This is a genomic window from Allobosea sp. GW823-FHT02B03 (assembly GCF_058797755.1).
Genome location: NZ_JBXAJY010000006.1, coordinates 262,099 through 282,992, shown reverse-complemented (window position 1 = coordinate 282,992; position 20,894 = coordinate 262,099). Strand labels below are relative to the sequence as shown.

The following is a 20,894-nucleotide window of genomic DNA, read 5'->3' as shown; positions in this document are numbered from 1 at the left end:
TGCCACGATATCAGGCTCTGGAAGCGGCGACAGGCGGCGGCAATGGTCAAGAGACGGCGGTCCTATGAGACGGGCCATCGCCCGAAATTCCTCGCGGTGGTGGACGACAGCCCGGAATGTGCCAAGGCGGTGCGCTTCGCGGCCCGGCGCTGCGCCCGCGTCGGCGCGACCATCGTGCTGCTCGGCGTGGTGACGCCGCCGGCCGAGGAGAACTGGCTCGGCGTCGGCGAGGTGATGCGGGCCGAGGCCGAGGCGGAAGCCGAGGCGCTGATCACCGCGGCCGCCGCTTCGGTGCGTTCGCTCGCCGGGCTCGAGCCCGAGAAGGTCGTGCGCACCGGCATCAAGGCCGACGAGATGGTCAAGCTGATCGAGGCCGACGAGGACATCTCGCTGCTGGTCCTCGCCGCCGGCACGGGCAGCGCCGGGCCGGGCCCGCTGGTCAGCGCGCTCGCCGGCAAGAGCGCCGGCACCTTCCCGATTCCGGTCGCCATCGTGCCCGGCCATCTCGCCGATGAGGAAATCGACGCCCTCGCCTGATCCGGCATGCCGGCGCGGCTGGAATGATTCCAGCGATGGGCCTATATCGGGAACAGGAACGGCGGCCTTGACCCGCCGGTGCCGGAGGTAAGATCGATGTTCATCCAGACTGAAGCCACGCCGAATCCCGCTACCCTGAAATTCCTGCCCGGCCGCAGCGTCTCGCCCGGAGGGCCGGTTGAACTGCGCGACCCCGCACAGGCCGACCGCTCGCCGCTCGCCTCGCGCCTGTTCGGTGTCAAGGGCGTCTCGGCCGTGTTCTTCGGCTCCGACTTCATTACCGTGACCAAGGCGGAGGGCGAATGGCCGCATCTCAAGCCCGCCATCCTCGGCGCGATCATGGAGCACTACATGTCGGGCGCGCCGCTGATGGCGGACGGCGCCGCGGATGCCGGCCCGGAGGAGAGCGAGGAAGAGTTCTTCGCCGACGAGGACGCGCAGACCGTCGAGACGATCAAGGAGCTGCTCGAGACCCGCATCCGCCCGGCCGTCGCCGGCGACGGTGGCGACATCACCTTCCGCGGCTTCAAGGACGGCACCGTCTATCTCGCCATGAAGGGCTCCTGCTCGGGCTGCCCCTCCTCGACCGCGACGCTGAAGCACGGCATCCAGAACCTGCTCCGGCACTTCCTGCCGCAGGTTCGCGAGGTCGAGGCGGTCTGAGGGCTGCTTCGCTTCGGTTTCTTCCACACCTCCGGCGGTCATCCCGGCCGGAGCGCAGCGCAGAGCCGGGATCCATGCCTGAGCCTTCATCGGTGATGTCAGGGCATAGGTCCCGGGTCTTCCTTCGGTCGCCCGGGACGACCGGCCACGTTTCATGCCCGGTAGGCAACTAATGCGCATCCTCGCCATCGACACCGCGCTCGGCGCCTGCTCCGCCTGCGTGCTCGAGGCCGGCTCGGCGCAGCCCATCGCCATCGAGCAGGTGGCGATGGAGCGCGGCCATGCCGAAGCGCTCATGCCGATGATCGAGCGCGTTATGGGCAAGGTCGAGGGTGGCTTCTCCTCGCTCGACCGGGTCGCAGTCACCATCGGCCCCGGCAGCTATACCGGCTTGCGCGTCGGTATCAGCGCGGCCCGCGCCATCGCCTTCGCCGCCGGCATTCCGGCCGTCGGCGTCTCGACGCTGGCGGCTACAGCCGCCCCTCTGGTCGGACGCGAGGGCGGTCGGGTGATCGCCGCCGCGCTCGATGCCAAGCACGGCCAGGTCTGGTTCCAGGCGCTGAATGCGCAAGGCAAGCAGTTGGTCTCGATCCGCCAGGTCAATCATCGCGATGCGGCCCGCGCCATCGGCGCCGGTCCGGTCTCGCTCGTCGGCTCGGCAGCGCTCGCCGTCGCCAACGAGGCCTGGGCGATCGGGCTCGATGCCGTGGTCGTCGACGATGCCAAGGCTCCCGACGTGATCTGGGTGGCGCGGCTCGGCATGATCGCCGATCCGCAGAGCGCCCCGCCGCGCCCGCTCTATCTGAAGGAGCCGGAGACGACGCCGCAGGATCGCGCCCGCCTGCCGCGGCGCTGAGCATGGACTGGCTCGACCGCCTGCGCCGCCGCCGTGCGGCCCCGGCCCGGACGGGCCGGCTCGACACGGCCCAGGCGCGCCACGTCGCTGCCCTGCATCATCAGGGCGGCTTTGCCCGGCTCTGGGATCCCGGCGAATGCGCGGCGCTCCTGGCCGATCCCTCAGTTCTCGCCGATGGCGTCTTCTCCGGCAGCGCCGCCGAGCCCTCCGGCTTCGTGATGTCGCGGATCGCCGCCGACGAGGCCGAGATTCTCAGCATCGTCGTCGCAAGGGGCAGCCGCCGCGGCGGCCTCGCCCAGGCGCTGCTGGCGGGGCATCTGGCAAGGCTCGCGGCGCAGGGCGTCGCCCGGCTCTTCCTCGAGGTCGAGGAAGCCAATGCGGCGGCCGTCGGGCTCTACCGCCAGTTCGGCTTCGCCGAGGTCGGCCGGCGCGAGGGCTATTACCCGAAGCCCGACGGCAGCCGCGCCGCCGCGCTGGTGATGCGGCTCGACCTTGGCTGAGCTGCCCTGCCCGGTGCCTGCCATGGACGAGCGAACGGGCGGGGACTATAGCCGGAACCCTGTGAGCGGAGCTTTGCGCAGAGAATGAACGGCCTGGGTCCCGGTGCGATGCTGCGCATGGCGCTGATCAGTCTCGGCACGCTCGTCCTGATCCCGCCGCAACTGGTCTCGATGCGGCTCGGACCCAGTCATGGCTTCCTGTTCACGCGACTGTTCCATCGGCTGGTCTGCCGCGGCCTTGGTGTCCGCGCCGTGATTCGCGGCAAGCCGCCCGGCCCCGGCGAGGGCGGGCTGATCGTCGCCAACCATGTCTCCTGGCTCGACATACCGGTGGTCGGGTCGCTGCGGCCGCTCTCCTTCGTCGCCAAGGCCGAGGTCGCGACCTGGCCGGTGATCGGCTGGCTCTCGACCTTGCAGCGCACCGTCTTCATCGATCGCAAGCGCCGTGGCGCCACGGCCGGCGTCGCCGCCGAGATGGGCCAGCGGCTCTCGGACGGGCAGGCGGTGGTGCTTTTCGCCGAGGGTACGACCGGTGACGGCACCCGTGTCCTGCCCTTGCGGTCCTCGCTGCTCGGCGCCGCGCACGAGGCGGTGCGCGGCGAGGGCGAGGCGGATGGCGAGGTGACGGTCTATCCGCTCTGCATCACCTATCTCGGCTATCACGGCCTGCCCGGCGGGCGGGCGGTGCGCTCGGGCCTCGCCTGGCACGGCGACACCGAGCTCGCGCCACATCTGAAGTCGATCCTTGCGTCCGGGGCGGTCGATGTCGAGCTCGCCTGGGGCGAGCCGATCCGGATGGGCCGCAAGCTCTCGCGCAAGGAGGCGACTCGGCTCGCCGAGATCGCCATCCGCCGGGCCCGGCAGGAGGCCGTCACCGGCCGGTCACGCGCTTGAGCAACTCTCCTCGGGGTTCTGTCGGCGCGGCCCGGATATTGCCTGCCTGCCTCTGGCGGCAGTATGATTCCCAAACTGTGACCGACTGGGGTAAGGAGACGGGATTGAGGTCGGATCCGCGTTGATGAAGAAAGTCCACATCAAGTCCTATGGCTGCCAGATGAACGTCTATGACGGGCAGCGCATGGCGGATGTCCTGGGCGCCGAGGGCTTTGAGGAAACCGCGACGCCCGACGATGCCGACCTGATCCTGCTCAACACCTGCCATATCCGCGAGCGCGCGGCGCACAAGGTCTATACCGAGCTCGGCAAGCTGCGTGAGCTGAAGCAGGCTCGCAAGGCCGATGGCCACGAGACCACTTTGGTGGTCGCCGGCTGCGTCGCCCAGGCCGAGGGTGCCGAGATCCAGCGCCGCCAGCCGGCGGTCGACCTCGTCGTCGGCCCGCAGGCCTATCACCGCCTGCCTGCCTTGCTGGCCGAGGCGCGCGCCAGCCGTGTCGTCGACACGGATCTGCCGCCGGACGACAAGTTCGGCCATCTGCCGGCGCCCAAGCCCGCGGCGATCCTCGCCCGTGGCATCTCGGCCTTCGTCACCGTGCAGGAAGGCTGCGACAAGTTCTGCGCCTTCTGCGTCGTGCCCTATACGCGCGGCGCCGAATTCTCGCGCCCGGTCGCGCAGGTGGTCGCCGAGGTCGAGCGTCTGGCCGAGGCCGGCGTGCAGGACGTCACCCTGCTCGGCCAGAACGTCAACGCCTATCATGGCGAAGGGCAGGGCGGGCGGATCTGGGGGCTGGCGCGGCTGATGCACCGTCTCGCCGAGGTGCCGGGCATCGCCCGCATCCGCTACACCACCAGCCATCCGCGCGACATGGACGACGATCTGATCGCCGCCCATCGCGATCTGCCTCAGGTGATGCCCTTCCTGCATCTGCCGGTGCAGGCCGGCTCCGACCGCATCCTCGCGGCGATGAACCGCAAGCACACGGGCGACGAATACCGGCGGCTGATCGACAAGGTGCGTGCGGCCAGGCCCGACATCGCCCTGTCCTCGGATTTCATCGTCGGCTTCCCCGGCGAGAGCGATCACGATTTCGAGGAGACGCTGCGTCTCGTCGAGGATGTCCGCTTCGCCTCGGCCTATACGTTCAAGTACTCGCCGCGTCCGGGTACTCCCGCGGCGGAGCTCGAGACGCAAGTTGAGCCCGCGGTGATGGATGAGCGCCTGCAGCGCCTGCAGGCGCTGGTCGAGCGCCATCGCCAGGAGTTCAACCACGCCATGGTCGGCCGGACAGTCGAGGTGCTGCTCGAGCGGGCCGGGCGCCATCCCGGCCAGCTAGCGGGCAAGACCCCCTATCTCCAGGCGGTCCAGATCGAAACCGCGACGCATCGCATCGGCGAGCGCGTCATGGTGACGATCGAACGCGCCGGCTCGAACTCGCTGTTCGGCCGTGCCGTGCCGCGGGAGCTGGCTGCCTGAGTGCGTATGCCTAGAAGTCGAGTCGGGTTTCGTCGCGTGCCTCTGCCTGCCCACGACCCCCGCTCCAGGAGAAGACACCTTTGGCCCAGGCCGATCCGATGAACCCGAGACCCGAACGCGGCCTTCGCCGCGACCCGCTGGCGCTCCGCGAGGAGGTGCCGGCGCGCGCCGGCCTGTCCGGCACGGAAGTGGTGCTGTCATTCGACGACAACCAGCTCGCGAGCCTGGTCTTCGGGCAATACGACCAGAATCTGGCGCATCTCGAGCGCCGGCTCGGTGTCGTCGTCAGCCCCAATGGCAACCACATCACCATCAAGGGGCCGCCGGATACCGCCGAGCAGGCGAGCCGCGTGCTGCGTACCCTCTATGCCCGCGCCAAGATCGGCGCTGCCGTCAATCTCGGCGAGGTCGACGGTGCGATCGAGGAGAGCAATGTGCAGCGCTCGCTCTTTCCGGCCGACAATGCCGGCAAGTCCGCCTTCGATGCCATCGTCACCCGCAAGCGTGGGCCGGTGCGGGCCCGCAATGCGGCGCAGGACGCCTATCTGCGCCAGCTCAAGCGTCATGAGCTCGTCCTCGCCGAAGGCCCGGCCGGCACCGGCAAGACCTGGCTCGCGGTCGGTCATGCGGTCTCGCTGATCGAGCAGGGCGTGGTCGAGCGCATGGTGCTCTCACGGCCGGCGGTCGAGGCCGGCGAGCGCCTTGGCTTCCTGCCGGGCGACATGCGCGAGAAGGTCGACCCGTACCTCAGGCCGATCTACGACGCGCTCAACGATTTCATGGAGGCGCGCCATGTCGAGCGGGCCCTCCAGACCGGGATGATCGAGATCGCGCCGCTCGCCTTCATGCGCGGCCGCACCCTGACCAATGCGGTCGTGCTGCTCGACGAGGCCCAGAACGCGACCTCCGTGCAGATGAAGATGTTCCTGACCCGCCTCGGCGAGGGCTCGCGCATGATCATCACCGGCGACCCCTCGCAGATCGACCTGCCGCCGGGCCAGCGCTCCGGCCTGGTCGAGGCGGTCAGGCTGCTCTCGGGCGTCGAGGGCGTCGGCCATGCCCGCTTCGAGGAGGGCGACGTCGTCCGCCATGAACTCGTGCGCCGCATCGTCATGGCCTATGAGGATGCCGCCAGGAAGGAACGCGACGAGCGCGAGGCCCGGCTCGCCAACCTGCCGCCGGCCGATGCCGGCCCGGTGGAAGGCGATGCCGACGGCCTAAAGCGCATGCTGTCGCGGGAGAGACCGCGATGAACGATCGACCTCGATCGCGGCGCGCCGCGCCGCGATCCGAGTTGCCGGCCTGTGGGCTGACGCTCGAACTGCGCCTGCAGTCGCGGCGCTGGCGCGAGCTTGGCGATCTGCGGCCGCGTATCGAGGCGGCGATCGCCGCCGGTCTCGCGGAAGCGCGCCTGCGGCCGCTCGAAGGGGCCGAACTCAGCCTGCTCCTGACCGACGACAAGCGCATCCGCGCCGTCAACCGCGAATGGCGTGGCTTCGACAAGGCGACCAATGTGCTCTCTTTCCCGGCCGTGCCGCCGGAGCGCGTCGCCTCAAGCCCGGTGCTCGGCGACATCGTGCTCGCCCTCGAGACGCTGACGCGCGAAGCCGAGGCCGAAGGCAAGAGCCTCGGCGATCATCTCAGCCATCTCGTCATCCACGGCCTGCTGCATTTGCTCGGCGAGGATCACGAGACCGAGGCCGAAGCGCAGCGCATGGAGGCGATGGAGACCGCGGCACTCGCCCGCCTCGGCATCGCCGATCCTTATGCCGGAACCGACCCCCACCCCACCGAGCCCGCTCCCGCGGCGGCTCCTCGCAAGAAGCAGTCTTCACCCGCGCCATGAGCGACGACCCTCGATCTAGCACCGCCTCCGAATCCGCCGGCCGCGGCCTCACCCATTGGCTCGGCCAGTTCCTCGACCGCCTCGGCCTGCGCCATGGCGGTTCGGTCCGCGAGGAGATCACCGAAGCCCTGGCGCAGGGGAGCGGCGAGATCGCCGATATCAGCCCGCAGGAGCGGGCCATGCTCTCCAATGTGCTCAGCCTGCGCGAGCGCCGCGTCGACGACGTCATGATCCCGCGCGCCGACATCATCGCGGTCTCGCTGGAGGCGACACTGGCGAGCCTGCTCGCCTTGTTCCGCAGTGCCGGCCATTCCCGCCTGCCGGTCTATGGCGAGACCCTCGACGACCCCCGCGGCATGATCCACATCCGCGATTTCCTCGACTTCCTGGCCGCGCGCGCCAAGCCGGGTCGGGGCGGCGAGGGCGAGGCGGTGCCCGATCTCGGCGCCGTCGATCTCTCGGTGACCCTGGCGCAGGCGGCGATCCTGCGGCCGGTGCTCTACGTCCCGCCCTCCATGCCGGCCGTCGACCTCCTGGTACGGATGCAGGCGACGCGGACCCATATCGCGCTCGTGATCGACGAATATGGCGGCACCGACGGTCTGGTCTCGATCGAGGACTTGATCGAGATCGTCGTCGGCGACATCGAGGACGAGCACGACCATGACGAGGCGCCGACCATCGCGCCCGCCGGCGAGAACCGCTTCATCGCCGATGCGCGGGCGACGCTGGAGGATCTGAACGAGGCGACCGGCATCGATCTTTCGAGCGCCGAGGTCGCCGAGGAGGTCGACACGCTCGGCGGCCTGATCGTCACCCTGGCCGGCCGCGTGCCGGCACGGGGCGAATTGATCAAGGGGCCGGAAGGCCTCGAATTCGAGGTGCTCGACGCCGACCCCCGCCGCGTCAAGCGCCTGCGTATCCATCGCCGCGACGAGGTCGCGGCCGGTGAGGCCGCCGCTCCGGAAGCCCCATGACGGCATTGGCGGCTCTGGCCGATCGCGTCATCCTCGCCTGGGGCTGGCCGAAGCGCCTGATCGCGCTGGCGGCGGGCGCGAGCGGCGCGCTGGCCCTGGCGCCGCTCGATCTCTGGCCGCTCGTCGTCGTGCCGATGACCATTGCCGTCTGGCTGATCGACGGGGCGGTCGCGGACAGCCGCTCCGGGCGCTTCCGCGCCGCGGCGCTCGCCGGCTGGTGGTGGGGTTTCGGCTTCCATCTCGCCGGCCTGTGGTGGCTGGGTGCCGCCTTTCTGGTCGAGGCCGACAAGTTCGCCTGGGCGATGCCGCTCGGCGTCGTCGCGCTGCCGGCTTTCCTGGCGCTCTTCCCGGCGCTCGGCTTCGGCTTAGCCCGGTTGCTCTGGCCGTCGGGAGCGGGACGCATCCTTGTGCTCGCGGCGATGCTGGCGCTGAGCGAGTGGCTGCGCGGCCATGTCCTCACCGGCTTTCCCTGGAACGTCTACGGCATGATGCTGGCGGGGCCGGAATGGCTGGCGCAGAGCGCCTCGCTGATCGGGCTCTACGGCTTGACGCTGCTCGCCGTGGCGATCGGCGCAGCGCCGGCGACGCTCGGAACGGGCGAGACCGCGCGGGCGCGCTGGCAGCCATTGGGGCTCGCCGTCGCCGCGCTCGCCGCCATGGCCGCCTTCGGCGCTTGGCGCGTGCCTTCCGAGCCTGTTGCAGCGGTCAATGGCGTGAAGCTGCGCCTGATGCAGCCCAATCTCCCACAGGATGCCAAGTTCAGCCCGAGCAACAGCGAGATGATTCTGGCGCGTTATCTCGCGCTCAGCGACCGGGCGACCGGCCCTCGCACGCTCGGCGTGCAGGACGTCACGCATCTGATCTGGCCGGAATCGGCTTTTCCCTTCCTATTAGGGCGTACCCCGCAGGCGCTGGCGCGGATCGCCGCGCTCCTGCCGCCGGGCGCGACCCTGATCACCGGGGCGGCGCGCGCCGGTGAGACCCTGCCGGGCGAAAGCCGCCCGCCGATCTATAATTCGATCCAGATCGTCGATGACGAAGGTGTGATCACCGGCAGTTACGACAAGGTGCACCTCGTGCCCTTCGGCGAATACCTGCCGCCCTTTCTCGAGCGCTTGATCCGCGCCGTCGGCCTGTCCGAGTTCGTTTCCGTGCCCGGAGGCTTCGCTTCCGGCACGCGGCGCACCCCGCTGCAGGTCCGCGGCCTGCCGCCGGCCGCTGCGCTGATCTGCTACGAGGTGGTCTTCCCGGGCGAGGCCATGCCGAGCGGCCCACGCCCCGGATACATCCTGAATCTGACCAATGATGGCTGGTTTGGCCATACGAGCGGACCTTATCAGCATCTGGCGCAGGCGCGGCTGCGGGCTGTCGAGGAAGGCCTGCCCCTGATCCGCGTCGCCAATACCGGCATCTCGGCCGTCGTCGACGGCTATGGCCGCATCCGCGCTTCGCTGGCCCTGGGCGAGACCGGAGTGCTCGATGCGACCCTGCCCAAGGCTGGTCCGGCTACGCTCTATTCGCGGTTCGGGGATGTTTTTTTTGCATGCCTGATTGTAACATCGCTCTTGCTTGGGCTATGGCCACGTCGGAAGTGATCCCATCTGGAACTTTCCCGCGGATCGAACCGTGCTAAAGAGGTATCGTTGCGGGAGCTAAGCGTCGTTCCATCCGGACGGTGCGAGGAATGACGGAACGCGAGGCCGACGGCACCGATGCTGAAGAAAGTCCCCAACCCGATCGATCGCCATGTCGGCGCCCGCGTGCGCATGCGCCGCATGCTCGCCGGCGTCAGCCAGGAAAAGCTCGGCGAGGCGCTTGGACTGACCTTCCAGCAGGTGCAGAAATACGAGAAGGGCGCCAACCGGATCAGCGCCAGCCGCCTCCAGCAGATCGCCAAGATGCTCGAGGTGCCGGTTTCCTTCTTCTTCGAAGGTGCACCGAGCGGCGACACACCTGAAGGCGGTTTCTCGGACATGGCCGCGACGACCTATGTCTCGGACTTCCTCGCCACCAGCGAAGGCGTCCAGCTGACCAAGGCCTTCGTCAAGATCAAGAGCAGCCGGGTTCGCCGCCGCATTGTCGACCTCGTCGAGGCATTGGCGGAAGAAGCCGAAGAAAAGGCCTGATCGCGCGTTCCAGCGTTCGCCTCGTCGAACGATCGACCTCTCAAAACAATTTCTGGCCTTGACGGCGAACGTTTCCGCTGCAAAGACGCTGCGCGTTTTTGCAAGCCTGCCGGCCTATGCCTGCGGTCGCCTTCCCGCCACAAAGGATTTCTGTCCGTGTCACGCCAGAACTACCTCTTCACCAGCGAGTCCGTCGGCGAAGGCCATCCGGACAAGGTTTGCGACCGGATTTCCGACGAGGTCGTCGATCTGTTCTTCAAGGAAGCCGCCAAGGCCGGCATGGATGCGGCGCAGGTCCGCGTCGCCTGCGAGACGCTGGCGACCACCAACCGCGTCGTGATCGCCGGCGAGGTTCGCACCTCGCTCGACGAGAAGGCGATGAAGAGCAAGGTCAAGTCGGCCGCCCGCAAGGCGATCCGCGCGATCGGCTACGAGCAGGACGGCTTCCACTGGAAGAAGTGCAAGATCGACGTGCTGCTGCATGCCCAGTCCGCCGACATCGCCCAGGGCGTCGACGCCTCCGGCAACAAGGACGAGGGCGCGGGCGACCAGGGCATCATGTTCGGCTATGCCTGCCGCGAGACCCCGGAGCTGATGCCGGCGCCGATCTACTACGCCCACAAGATCCTCGAGGTCCTGGCCAAGGCCCGCCATTCCGGCGAAGGCGCCGCCGCCAAGCTCGGCCCCGACGCCAAGAGCCAGGTCACCGTCAAGTACGAGAACGGCAAGCCGGTCGGCGTCACCCAGATCGTGCTCTCGACCCAGCATCTCGACGAGAAGCTGTCCTCTGCCGATGTCCGCAAGATCGTCGAGCCCTATATCCGTCAGACTCTGCCCGATGGCTGGATCTCGAAGGACACCGTCTGGCACGTAAACCCGACCGGCAAGTTCGTGATCGGCGGCCCTGACGGCGACGCCGGCCTGACCGGCCGCAAGATCATCGTCGACACCTATGGCGGCGCGGCGCCCCATGGCGGCGGCGCCTTCTCGGGCAAGGACCCGACCAAGGTCGACCGTTCGGCCGCCTACGCGGCGCGCTATCTCGCCAAGAACGTCGTCGCGGCCAAGCTCGCCGATCGCTGCACGATCCAGCTCTCCTACGCCATCGGTGTCGCCAAGCCGCTGTCGATCTATGTCGACCTGCACGGCACCGGCAAGGTCGACGAGGCCAAGCTCGAGGCGGTCCTCGGCGAGGTCATGGACCTGACCCCGCGCGGCATCCGCACCCATCTCAACCTGAACAAGCCGATCTACGCCAAGTCGGCGGCCTATGGCCATTTCGGCCGAAAGGCTGGCCGCGACGGCAGCTTCTCCTGGGAGAAGACCGATCTGGTCGACACGCTGAAGAAGGCCGTCGCCTGATATCGGCCTCGGGATACCCGATCACGATGGCCGGGGCGTTGCGCCCCGGCCATTTTCTTTAGACCGGAGAGCGGATGGGGCGGGGTGCGACAGCTGCAGCCGGCGCTTCGCGTGAACCCAGCTCCGATACCGAGGCGATGGCGATGACAGATCAGCACGATCCCGACCGGGCCTTCTTCGGCCGGCGCAAGGGCAAGGGGCTGCGCGAAGGTCAGGCCGGGCGCATCGCGGAAGTGCTGCCGCGGCTGCGTCTGCCGGAAGGCGAGATTGGCGACCTCGCCGCCCTGTTCCCGGTTCCCGTCGAGGCGGTTCGCCTCGAGATCGGCTTCGGCGGCGGCGAGCATCTGCTGCACCGGATGCGCGAGAGCCCGCAGATCGGCTTCATCGGCTGCGAACCCTTCATCAACGGCATGGCGAAATTCCTCGCCGTCATCGAGCGCGAGGGGCTGCGCAATATCCGACTCTGGGATGGCGACGCCGCCCTGATGCTGCCGCGCCTGCCCGCCGGCAGCCTCGATGCCGCCGACCTGCTCTACCCCGACCCGTGGCCGAAGCGGCGCCAGCGCAAGCGGCGCTTCGTCTCCGAGCGGACGCTCGCCCTGCTGGCGCGGGCGCTGCGACCGGGCGGACGCTTCCGCTTCGCCAGCGATATCGACGACTATGTCGGCTGGACGCTGGCGCGGCTTATGGCCTCGCCCGATTTCGACTGGGCCGACGAGAATGCCGACGACTGGCGCCAGCCCTATCCGGGCTGGATCCGCACCCGCTACGAGGCCAAGGCGGTGAGGGAGGGGCGCGTCCCCAGCTATCTCACGGCGTTCCGTCGCGCATCCTGAGGAAGCCGAGCACGCGCTGGGCGGTGGTCGGGGTCAGGTTGCGGAAGCTGAGCCTTGCCCGCTCCAGCACCGGCGCCGACTTGCCGTCGCCCTTGCGCAGGCCGATCAGCGCCTTGGCGGTCTCCCAGGACCAGCCCATACCGAGCGCGACCAGGAGGACGGCCTCGCGATCCGGCCCGAACACGATGTGCTCGGTCGCGGGCAGCGAGAGTCCGGCGAGCACCGCGACGCCGCAGATCGCGTGCTCGCCCGCGCCTGAGGTCGCGTATTGCGCGATGACGGTCTCGTCGAGTTTTCCGGCCTCGTTCAGGCCCTTGATATCGGCAAGCGCCACGCCGAACTTGCCGAGATCGCCGTTGATCTCGGCCTCTGTCGACACGGTCTCGGCACTGCGCTCGATCGCGCCGGCGACCGCGCCCGCCATGGCCGGCTCGAGCGAGGCCTCGAGGCGGCGCCGCGCCGAGTTCTTGGCGGCGGCCAGCAACTGCTCGGCGAGGTCGGCCGGCAGGTCGTCCCGCGTGCCCAGCGTCGCCTGCAGGGCGTCGTCCTGGGCCGCCCGCATCACGAGAACGCCCATGCCATGGCGCGAGAAGCGGGCGCTAGGGTTCGCCGCGACCGCATGGGTGACGACGCGGCCACCGCGCAGGATCAGAAAATCGGTGACCGGCTCGCCCAGTTCCGGGCGCTCGGTGATGGCGAGCATGTGGTCGCGGCCCTTGGCGGCCGAGATCGCGACGAGGTCGTTGTCGCTGAGGCGCGGCGAGGCGACGAGCACCGGCCGTGCGACCGCGATCTCGTCGAGCGCGAGCTGGCGCACGACGCCGCTCGGCGCGTTCGGCACCTCCGAGAGCCGCTCCGACAATTCGATGCGGGCGCGCAGCTCGATCGCCCGGGCGAGGCGGCCGATGACGACGTCGAAGACGCTGATCTGGTCCTCGGCCATACCGGTGGCCGTGCTCAGGAAGAGGTCGGTCAGCCTCGCCAGGATCGTGGCACGCTCCTCGCTCGAGCCGCGTGCCATCGTGGTTTCGAGGTCGCGCAGCAGCGCTCCGACGGGACTCATCAACGCAACCTCTTCACCAGAACGGGCGAGAGGCTAGCAGGCAAGAATGACCAGCCGGTTAGCGGAAACCGAGAAACGGCCATCGACCGCCTCGCAACTTGCAAGATCGCCCGAACAGGACTAGATAGGGCGCCAACAGCTCTGGTTTCGGTGTAAGCCGGCGATCAAGAGCGGGCCCACCGGCCCGCTCTTTTTTGTTGGCCGAAGCCGTCCGGGCGTAGCGGTCGCCATCGGCGCCGCAGGCGAGATGATGGCGAGCCGGGCAATGGGCGAGCAGGACATGCAGGATCAGGAACAGCGGATCGTCGTCGAGACGGGTGTCGCCGCGCGCGTCGCGACGATCGTCGAGCCGGCGATCGCCGATATCGGCTATCGCCTCGTCCGCGTCCGCATCACCGCCCAGAACGGCTGCACCTTGCAGATCATGGCCGAGCGTCCGGACGGCACGATGACCGTCGAGGGCTGCGAGGCCGTCAGCCAGGCGGTTTCGCCGGCGCTCGATGTCGACGATCCGATCCAGGCGGCGTATCATCTCGAGGTTTCTTCGCCCGGCATTGACAGGCCGCTGGTCCGCCCCGGCGATTTCGAGCGCTGGGCCGGCCATCTCGCCAAGATCGACACCGGCGAGCCGGTTGCCGGCCGCAAGCGCTTCCGCGGCATCCTGCGCGGCGTCAGCGGCGGCGACGCCCTGCTGACCCGTGACGACGCGAAGTCCGAGGAAGAGCGCGATGTCGCGATCCCGATGCGGCTGATCGCCGAGGCGCGGCTGGTTTTGACCGACGCCCTCGTCACAGAGTCGCTTCGCCGCGGAAAGTCCGGCCTGCCGCCGGAAATGCCGCCGGCCGATGAGATCGCGATGCCGGCGCCCGGGCGCGGCAAATCGCTGGGACCGCGCGACCCGAAGGCCCGCAAGCCGGCCAAGGGCGCCAAGGGTGGCAAGCCGTCTCCCGAGCAGAACCGAGAAGAAGAGGAGTGAGTGCAATGGCTGTCAGCGCCAACAGGCTCGAACTGCTGCAGATCGCGGACGCCGTCGCTCGCGAGAAGTCGATCGACCGCCAGATCGTGATCGACGCGATGCAGGACGCCATCGCCAAGGCGGCGCGCTCGCGCTACGGCGCCGAGACCGACGTCCATGCCGAGATCAACACCAAGTCCGGCGAGTTGCGCCTGGCCCGCCATCTCCAGGTCGTCGACCTCGTCGAGAACGGCGCCACCGAGATCACCGTCGACGAGGCCAAGCGCCACAACCCGGCCGCCCAGGTCGGCGACGTCATCGCCGATCCGCTGCCGCCCTTCGATTTCGGCCGCATCGCGGCCCAGTCGGCCAAGCAGGTCATTGTCCAGAAGGTGCGCGAGGCCGAGCGCGACCGTCAGTATGACGAGTACAAGGACCGCATCGGCGAGATCGTCAACGGCGCGGTGAAGCGCGTCGAATACGGCAACGTCTTCGTCGATCTCGGCCGCGGCGAGGCGATCATCCGTCGCGACGAGATGATCCCGCGCGAGACCTTCAAGGTCGGCGATCGCGCCCGCGCCTATGTCTACGACGTGCGCCGCGAGCCGCGCGGCCCGCAGATCTTCCTGTCGCGTACCCATCCGCAGTTCATGGCCAAGCTCTTCGGCCAGGAAGTGCCGGAAATCTATGACGGGATTGTCGAAGTCAAAGCCGTTGCCCGCGACCCGGGTTCGCGCGCAAAGATCGCCGTGATCTCGCGCGATTCCTCGATCGACCCGGTCGGCGCCTGCGTCGGCATGCGCGGCTCGCGCGTGCAGGCCGTGGTCGGCGAGCTCCAGGGCGAGAAGATCGACATCATCCCGTGGTCGCCGGACGTCGCGACCTTCGTCGTCAACGCGCTGCAGCCGGCGGAAGTCGCCAAGGTCGTGCTCGACGAGGAAGCCGACAAGATCGAGGTCGTGGTGCCGGACGAGCAGCTCTCGCTCGCCATCGGCCGCCGTGGCCAGAACGTCCGCCTCGCCTCGCAGCTCACCGGCTGGGACATCGACATCCTGACCGAGGCCGAGGAATCCGAGCGTCGCCAGAAGGAATTCGTGCAGCGCACGGAGATCTTCATGAACGCGCTCAATGTCGACGAAACGGTCGGCCAGCTCCTCGCCTCGGAAGGTTTCCGCTCGGTCGAGGAAGTCGCCTATGTCGAGCCGTCCGAGCTTTCCTCGATCGAGGGCTTCGACGAGGACACCGCCGCCGAGATCCAGACGCGCGCCCAGGACTATCTCGCCGCGGTCGAGGCCGAGTTCGACGAGAAGCGTCGCGCGCTCGGCGTCGAGGACGAGCTGCGCGAGGTCGAGGGCGTCACCACCGCGATGATGGTCGCGCTCGGCGAGAACGACGTGAAGAGCGTCGAGGACCTCGCCGGCTGCGCCACCGACGATCTCGTCGGCTGGACCGAGCGCAAGGATGGCGAGACCACCCGCCATTCCGGCTATCTCGACGGCTTCGACCTGTCGCGTCAGGACGCCGAGGCGATGGTGATGGCCGCGCGCATCAAGGCCGGCTGGGTCGAGGCGCCGGAGCCGGCTCCCGAGACCGACGCCGAGGAAGAGGCGCAGGCCTGAGGACGAGAGCCTGAGCACGAAGGCCGCAGACCGCGCCATGGCGCCGCGGGCCGGACGCGAGGGCCGGGCGGACAAGGCCCAGGAGCGGACCTGCGTGGTGACGCGCCAGGCCCGCGCGCCCGAGGACCTGATCCGTTTCGTCGTCGGGCCGGGCGACATATTGGTGCCCGATCTTCGGCGTAAGTTGCCGGGACGTGGCGTCTGGGTCGGCCTCAGCGCCGCTGCGGTCGGCCTGGCGGTCAAGCGCAAGGCGTTCGAGCGCTCGCTGAAGCAGAAGGTCGTGGTTTCGGCGACGCTGGCCGAGGAGATCGACGCGCTGATGGTGCGCGACGCGATCCAGGCACTCGCCATGGCCAACAAGGCCGGCCTCGTCTCGACCGGCTTTGGCAAGGTCGAGACGCTTGCCGGCTCGGGCCAGGCCGCGGCGATCGTCGCCGCGAGCGACGGCGCGGAGGACGGCAAGCGCAAGATCGGGCAGGCCCTGCACCGGGCCGCCACGGCCCGCGCCGAGGCCGGGCTGAAGCCGCGCAATATCCCGGTTGTCGCGATTTTCGCGGCGGCCGAACTGGAACTGGCGTTAGGGCGTGAGCATGTGATACATGCAGCCCTTGTTCCGGGACCGGCGACCGAGGGCTTCCTCTCGCGCTGGCGTCGGCTCGTCCGCTTTCGGACGGACGATGCTGGCGGGGCGCCGTCTATCGACCCGGCGGAATCCGACGCTGCAGATCAAACGAAGACCGAACCGGCAGGACCGAAAGCGGAATGACTGACACCAAGAACCCGGGCGACAAGACCTTGAGCGTGACGCCTCCCAAGACGTTGTCGCTGAAGCGGCCTGTCGAACAGAGCACGGTTCGGCAGAGCTTCTCGCATGGGCGTTCGAAGCAGGTCGTCGTCGAGGTCAAGCGCCGCGTCGGCGGCCATGAGCCTGCCGCTCCGGCGCCGGTCACGCGCGCTCCGCAGCCGCCGTCGGCTCCTGTCCCGCCGCGCCCGCAGCCGGCCCCTGCTCGGCCGGCCGGCGGCATGCTCCTGCGCACGCTTTCGGACGACGAGAAGGATGCGCGTCTGCGCGCCCTGACCGATGCCCGCGCCAGCGAGGCCGAAGCCCGCGCCCGCGCCGAGGAAGAGGCGCGCCAGCGCGCCGCCCGCGAGGAGCGCGAGCGTGCCGAGCGCGAGGCCGCCCTGGCGCGCCAGCGCGAGGAAGAGGAGCGCAAGCGCCAGGAGGAGGAGCGCAAGCGCCGGGCCGATACCGCCATGCGCCAGCGCGAGGAAACCGCCGCGCCGCGTCCGGCTGCGCCGCCTGCTGCCCCGGCCCCTTCGGCGCCGGCCGCGCCTCCGGCTTCGCCTGCACCTGCCGCTGCCGCCCCCTATGCTTCGTCGCCGCGCCCGGCACCGTCCGGCCCGCGCGACTACGGCTCGCCGCGTCCGCCGATGCGCGATGTCGGCGCCCGTCCGCCGAGCCTCGACTTCCGCCGGCCGCGCCCCGACACGCCGCGTCCGCCGCGTCCCGACGCCAATGCCACGGCCGAGCCGCTCGTCGCCCGGCCGGCGCGCCAGGCGCCCGCTTCCGCTGGCGCCCCGCGCAGCCGCCCCGATGACGGCGAGGCGCGTCCCGCCTTCCGCCGCCCGGGTGGCAGCCCCGGCGGAGCGCCGCGTGGCGCGCCGGTCCCGGCACCCAAGACCCCGAAGGCCGGCGAGAAGCCGCGCGGCCGCCTGACGCTCTCCAACGCCACGGGCGGAGACGACGAGCGGACGCGTTCGGTCGCGGCCTTCCGCCGCCGCGTCCAGCGCATGACCGGTCACCGCGCTTCGGATGTCGCCAAGGAGCGCGTGATGCGCGAGGTGGTCATCCCGGAGACGATCACCATCCAGGAACTCGCCAACCGCATGACGGAGCGGGGCGTCGACGTCATCCGCCTGCTGATGAAGCAGGGTGCGATGCACAAGATCACCGACGTGATCGATGCCGACACCGCCCAGCTCGTCGCCGAGGAAATGGGCCACACCGTCAAGCGCGTCGCCGAATCCGACGTCGAAGAGGGCCTTTTCGACACGCCCGACACCGACGAGGCGCTGGTTTCGCGCCCGCCGGTCGTCACGATCATGGGCCATGTCGACCACGGCAAGACCTCGCTGCTCGACGCGATCCGCAAGACGCATGTCGTCACCGGCGAGGCCGGTGGCATCACCCAGCATATCGGCGCCTATCAGGTGACGACGCCTTCGGGCTCGAAGGTGACCTTCATCGACACCCCCGGCCACGCCGCCTTCACGGCGATGCGTGCCCGCGGCGCCAAGGTGACTGACGTGGTCGTGCTCGTGGTCGCCGCCGATGACGGCGTGATGCCGCAGACGGTCGAGGCCATCAACCACGCCAAGGCGGCCAAGGTGCCGCTGATCGTGGCGATCAACAAGATCGACAAGTCCGACGCCAACCCGGACCGCGTCCGGTCCGAGTTGCTGCAGTACGAGATCCAGGTCGAGTCGCTCGGCGGCGAGACGCTCGAGATCGAGGTCTCGGCCAAGACCGGTCAGGGTCTCGACACGCTGCTCGACGCGATCGCGCTGCAGGCCGAGGTGCTCGACCTCAAGGCCAATCCCGATCGCGCCGCCGAAGGCACGGTCATCGAGGCCAAGCTCGATCGTGGTCGCGGTCCGGTCGCGACCGTGCTCGTCCAGCGCGGCACGCTGCGCACCGGCGACATCGTCGTCGCCGGCTCCGAATGGGGCCGCGTCCGCGCGCTGATCGCCGACACCGGCGCCCAGATCAAGGAGGCTCCGCCCTCGCTGCCGGTCGAGGTTCTCGGCTTCAACGGCACGCCCGAGGCCGGCGATCGCGTTGCGGTCGTCGAGTCGGAAGCGCGTGCCCGCGAGATCACCGATTACCGCGAGCGCCAGAAGCGCGATCGCCTCGCCGCGCGCGGCGCCGGCTCGGGCGCCGGCCGCTCGCTCGCCGAGATGATGCGCGAGCTCAAGGAAGGCGCCGGCCGCAAGGAGTTCCCGCTCGTCGTCAAGGGCGACGTGCAGGGCTCGGTCGAAGCCATCGTCGGTTCGCTCGAGAAGGTCGGCAATGACGAGGTGCGCGCCCGCGTGCTGCAGTCGGGCGTCGGTGCCATCACCGAGTCGGACGTGACGCTGGCGCAGGCCTCCGGCGCGGTCGTGGTCGGCTTCAACGTGCGCGCCCACAAGGAAGCGCGCGAGGCGGCCGAGCGGGCCGGCGTCGAGATTCGCTACTACAACATCATCTACAACCTGATGGATGACGTTAAGGACGCGATGTCCGGCCTGCTGGCGCCGACCCTGCGCGAGACCATGCTCGGCAATGCCCAGATCCTCGAGATCTTCAACGTCTCGAAGGTAGGCAAGATCGCCGGCTGCCGCGTCACCGACGGCACGATCGAGCGCGGCGCCAATGTCCGCCTGATCCGCGACGGCGTCGTGGTCCACGAGGGCAAGCTCGCCCAGCTCAAGCGCTTCAAGGACGACGCCAAGGAAGTGGTGGCCGGCCAGGAGTGCGGCATGTCCTTCGAGAACTACCAGGACATGCGTGCCGGCGACGTCATCGAGTGCTATCGCGTCGAGGCGATCAAGCGCACGCTCTGAGGCTTTCGCTTCCGATGGTCGGGTCTGGGGCCCGACCATCTTCACCGAGAGATCGCGCCTCTGGCGCGCGTGAACGTCACCAGGTGGCCGGGCCAAGCCCGGCCACGGCGCTTTGACAATCCACGCTCATCCGGTCCGATCCCGGAGAACGAGAACCATGGCAAAACCTGTAAAAACCTCCGGTCCCTCGCAGCGTCAACTCCGCGTCGGCGAACTGATCCGCCACGCCCTCGCCGAGATGCTGGCGCGGGGCGAAATCCACGATGACGTGCTGGCGAAGCATGTCATCACCGTGCCCGAGGTCCGGCTCTCGCCCGATCTCAAGCTCGCGACCTGCTACATCATGCCGCTCGGCGGCGAGGATGTCGGGACCGTGCTGAAGGCGCTCGATGCGCATAAGCGCTATATCCGCGGCGAGATCGCCCATCGGGTGAACCTGAAATACGCCCCGGACGTCCGCTTCCGCCAGGATGAGAGCTTCGACGAGGCGGCGCGCATCGATGCGCTGCTCGATTCCGACGCCGTGCGCCGCGACACCGATCGCAAGCCGCTGCGCATCGACCAGACCGATCAAGACAAGCCCCATGACGATGACTGACGAGAACGGAGCCCCGGCCGAGGGCGCCAGGGAAGCGGGCGGCAGGGAATTTGCGCCGCGCCCGAAGAAGCGCGATGTCCATGGCTGGGTCGTGCTCGACAAGCCGGTCGGCATGACCTCGACCCATGCGGTCAGCGTGGTGAAGCGCGCCTTCTCGGCCAAGAAGGCCGGGCATGCCGGCACGCTCGATCCGCTCGCCTCCGGCCTTTTGCCGATCGCGCTCGGCGAAGCGACCAAGACCGTGCCCTTCGTCATGGATGGCCGCAAGGCCTATCAGTTCACCGTCGCCTGGGGCTCGCAGACCGACACGGACGACACCGAGGGCAAGGTCGTCGCGACCTCCGAGGCACGGCCGCAGGAGGACGCGATCCTGGCGCTGTTGCCGCGCTTCACCGGCACGATCCAGCAGGTGCCGCCGAAATTCTCGGCGATCAAGATCGCCGGCGAGCGTGCCTATGACCTCGCCCGCGATGGCGAGGAGGTGACGCTTGAGGCGCGCCCGGTCGAGATCACCTCGCTGCGCATCGTCTCGCATTCGCCGGAGACGACGACATTCGAGGCCGAATGCGGCAAGGGCACCTATGTCCGCGCCATCGCGCGCGACCTTGGCCTGGCCCTCGGCTGCCTCGGCCATGTCGCCCATCTCAGGCGCACCCGTGTCGGCCCTTTCGGGGTCGATGATGCGGTCTCGGTCGAAACCCTGCGCGAGGGAGCGGAAGCTGCGGCCACGGCCCTGCGGCCGGTCGCAACCGCCCTGTCGCTGATCCCGGAGATCGTGATCCATCGCGATGCGGCGCTCAGGCTCAAGCGCGGCCAGAGCATCCTGCTGCGCGGGCGCGATGCGCCGGTCGAGGCCCAGGCGGTCTACACCACCTGCGGCGGCGTGCTGATCGCCACCGGCTCGATCGAGCAGGGCGAGTTCGTCCCCCACCGGGTCTTCAATCTCTGAGGCTTGAGGCGCCGCTGCGGCTCTGGCGGCGGC

20 protein-coding genes are annotated in these 20,894 nt (G+C 69.2%); 19 read left to right on the top strand and 1 reads right to left on the bottom strand.

Annotation, left to right across the window (positions count from 1 at the left end):
* The first annotated feature begins 42 nt into the window (after window positions 1-42).
* The 13 genes from AC1REK_RS21540 (at window position 43) to trmB (ending at window position 12,074) form a co-directional block, all read left to right on the top strand.
* On the top strand, window positions 43-537 hold the full coding sequence (locus AC1REK_RS21540) for a universal stress protein (RefSeq protein WP_316019452.1): 495 nt from the start codon (window positions 43-45) through the stop codon (window positions 535-537).
* A 96-nt stretch (window positions 538-633) separates the two neighbouring features.
* Window positions 634-1,200, top strand: a complete 567-nt coding sequence (locus AC1REK_RS21535) for a NifU family protein (RefSeq protein WP_316019453.1) — start codon at window positions 634-636, stop codon at window positions 1,198-1,200.
* A gap of 172 nt (window positions 1,201-1,372) precedes the next feature.
* On the top strand, window positions 1,373-2,056 hold the full coding sequence (tsaB, locus tag AC1REK_RS21530) for a tRNA (adenosine(37)-N6)-threonylcarbamoyltransferase complex dimerization subunit type 1 TsaB (protein WP_327521355.1): 684 nt from the start codon (window positions 1,373-1,375) through the stop codon (window positions 2,054-2,056).
* Window positions 2,057-2,058: 2 nt separating this feature from the next.
* Window positions 2,059-2,556, top strand: coding sequence for a GNAT family N-acetyltransferase (locus AC1REK_RS21525; protein ID WP_492270254.1), 498 nt, complete (start codon window positions 2,059-2,061; stop codon window positions 2,554-2,556).
* An 84-nt stretch (window positions 2,557-2,640) separates the two neighbouring features.
* A complete protein-coding gene (locus tag AC1REK_RS21520; protein ID WP_327521357.1) occupies window positions 2,641-3,450 on the top strand; it encodes a lysophospholipid acyltransferase family protein in 810 nt (269 codons plus the stop codon).
* A gap of 124 nt (window positions 3,451-3,574) precedes the next feature.
* The gene (miaB, locus tag AC1REK_RS21515; protein ID WP_492270255.1) at window positions 3,575-4,927 is read left to right on the top strand and encodes a tRNA (N6-isopentenyl adenosine(37)-C2)-methylthiotransferase MiaB; all 1,353 of its coding nucleotides are present in this window, start codon (window positions 3,575-3,577) and stop codon (window positions 4,925-4,927) included.
* Window positions 4,928-5,025: 98 nt separating this feature from the next.
* Window positions 5,026-6,180 (top strand): PhoH family protein, encoded by a 1,155-nt coding sequence (locus AC1REK_RS21510; protein ID WP_327521359.1) that lies wholly within the window; start codon window positions 5,026-5,028, stop codon window positions 6,178-6,180.
* On the top strand, window positions 6,177-6,773 hold the full coding sequence (gene ybeY / locus AC1REK_RS21505; protein WP_492270256.1) for an rRNA maturation RNase YbeY: 597 nt from the start codon (window positions 6,177-6,179) through the stop codon (window positions 6,771-6,773). The genes AC1REK_RS21510 and ybeY overlap by 4 nt, the downstream gene beginning before the upstream one ends.
* Window positions 6,770-7,750 (top strand): hemolysin family protein, encoded by a 981-nt coding sequence (locus tag AC1REK_RS21500; protein WP_492270257.1) that lies wholly within the window; start codon window positions 6,770-6,772, stop codon window positions 7,748-7,750. The genes ybeY and AC1REK_RS21500 overlap by 4 nt, the downstream gene beginning before the upstream one ends.
* Window positions 7,747-9,345 (top strand): apolipoprotein N-acyltransferase, encoded by a 1,599-nt coding sequence (gene lnt, locus AC1REK_RS21495; RefSeq protein WP_492270258.1) that lies wholly within the window; start codon window positions 7,747-7,749, stop codon window positions 9,343-9,345. Before AC1REK_RS21500 ends, lnt begins: the two co-directional genes overlap by 4 nt.
* 117 nt (window positions 9,346-9,462) lie before the next feature.
* Entirely contained in the window at window positions 9,463-9,876 is a 414-nt protein-coding gene (locus AC1REK_RS21490) for a helix-turn-helix domain-containing protein (RefSeq protein WP_492270259.1), read from the top strand.
* A 156-nt stretch (window positions 9,877-10,032) separates the two neighbouring features.
* Entirely contained in the window at window positions 10,033-11,238 is a 1,206-nt protein-coding gene (gene metK, locus AC1REK_RS21485; RefSeq protein ID WP_327521362.1) for a methionine adenosyltransferase, read from the top strand.
* 143 nt (window positions 11,239-11,381) lie between these two features.
* Entirely contained in the window at window positions 11,382-12,074 is a 693-nt protein-coding gene (trmB, locus tag AC1REK_RS21480) for a tRNA (guanine(46)-N(7))-methyltransferase TrmB (RefSeq protein ID WP_327521363.1), read from the top strand.
* Here the strand turns inward: trmB and AC1REK_RS21475 are convergent.
* Window positions 12,049-13,137, bottom strand: a complete 1,089-nt coding sequence (locus AC1REK_RS21475; protein ID WP_492270260.1) for a DUF2336 domain-containing protein — start codon at window positions 13,135-13,137, stop codon at window positions 12,049-12,051. The two genes, trmB and AC1REK_RS21475, sit on opposite strands and share 26 nt — an antisense overlap.
* A gap of 250 nt (window positions 13,138-13,387) precedes the next feature.
* On the opposite strand from AC1REK_RS21475, the gene rimP reads away from it, so the two are divergent.
* The 6 genes from rimP to truB all read left to right on the top strand — a co-directional run bounded on the left by rimP (window position 13,388) and on the right by truB (window position 20,861).
* Complete coding sequence (rimP, locus tag AC1REK_RS21470) at window positions 13,388-14,113, top strand: ribosome maturation factor RimP (RefSeq protein WP_492270261.1); 726 nt, start codon at window positions 13,388-13,390, stop codon at window positions 14,111-14,113.
* A gap of 5 nt (window positions 14,114-14,118) precedes the next feature.
* Window positions 14,119-15,711, top strand: a complete 1,593-nt coding sequence (gene nusA / locus AC1REK_RS21465; protein WP_492270262.1) for a transcription termination factor NusA — start codon at window positions 14,119-14,121, stop codon at window positions 15,709-15,711.
* Between the two features lie 37 nt (window positions 15,712-15,748).
* Window positions 15,749-16,477 carry an RNA-binding protein gene (locus tag AC1REK_RS21460; protein WP_492270263.1) on the top strand — a complete coding sequence of 243 codons (729 nt, stop codon included), beginning with the start codon at window positions 15,749-15,751 and terminating at the stop codon, window positions 16,475-16,477.
* The gene (infB, locus tag AC1REK_RS21455; protein ID WP_492273820.1) at window positions 16,474-19,314 is read left to right on the top strand and encodes a translation initiation factor IF-2; all 2,841 of its coding nucleotides are present in this window, start codon (window positions 16,474-16,476) and stop codon (window positions 19,312-19,314) included. The genes AC1REK_RS21460 and infB overlap by 4 nt, the downstream gene beginning before the upstream one ends.
* 157 nt (window positions 19,315-19,471) lie before the next feature.
* Window positions 19,472-19,912 (top strand): 30S ribosome-binding factor RbfA, encoded by a 441-nt coding sequence (gene rbfA / locus AC1REK_RS21450; RefSeq protein WP_492270265.1) that lies wholly within the window; start codon window positions 19,472-19,474, stop codon window positions 19,910-19,912.
* Window positions 19,899-20,861 carry a tRNA pseudouridine(55) synthase TruB gene (gene truB, locus AC1REK_RS21445; protein WP_492270266.1) on the top strand — a complete coding sequence of 321 codons (963 nt, stop codon included), beginning with the start codon at window positions 19,899-19,901 and terminating at the stop codon, window positions 20,859-20,861. Before rbfA ends, truB begins: the two co-directional genes overlap by 14 nt.
* Window positions 20,862-20,894: the final 33 nt, after the last annotated feature.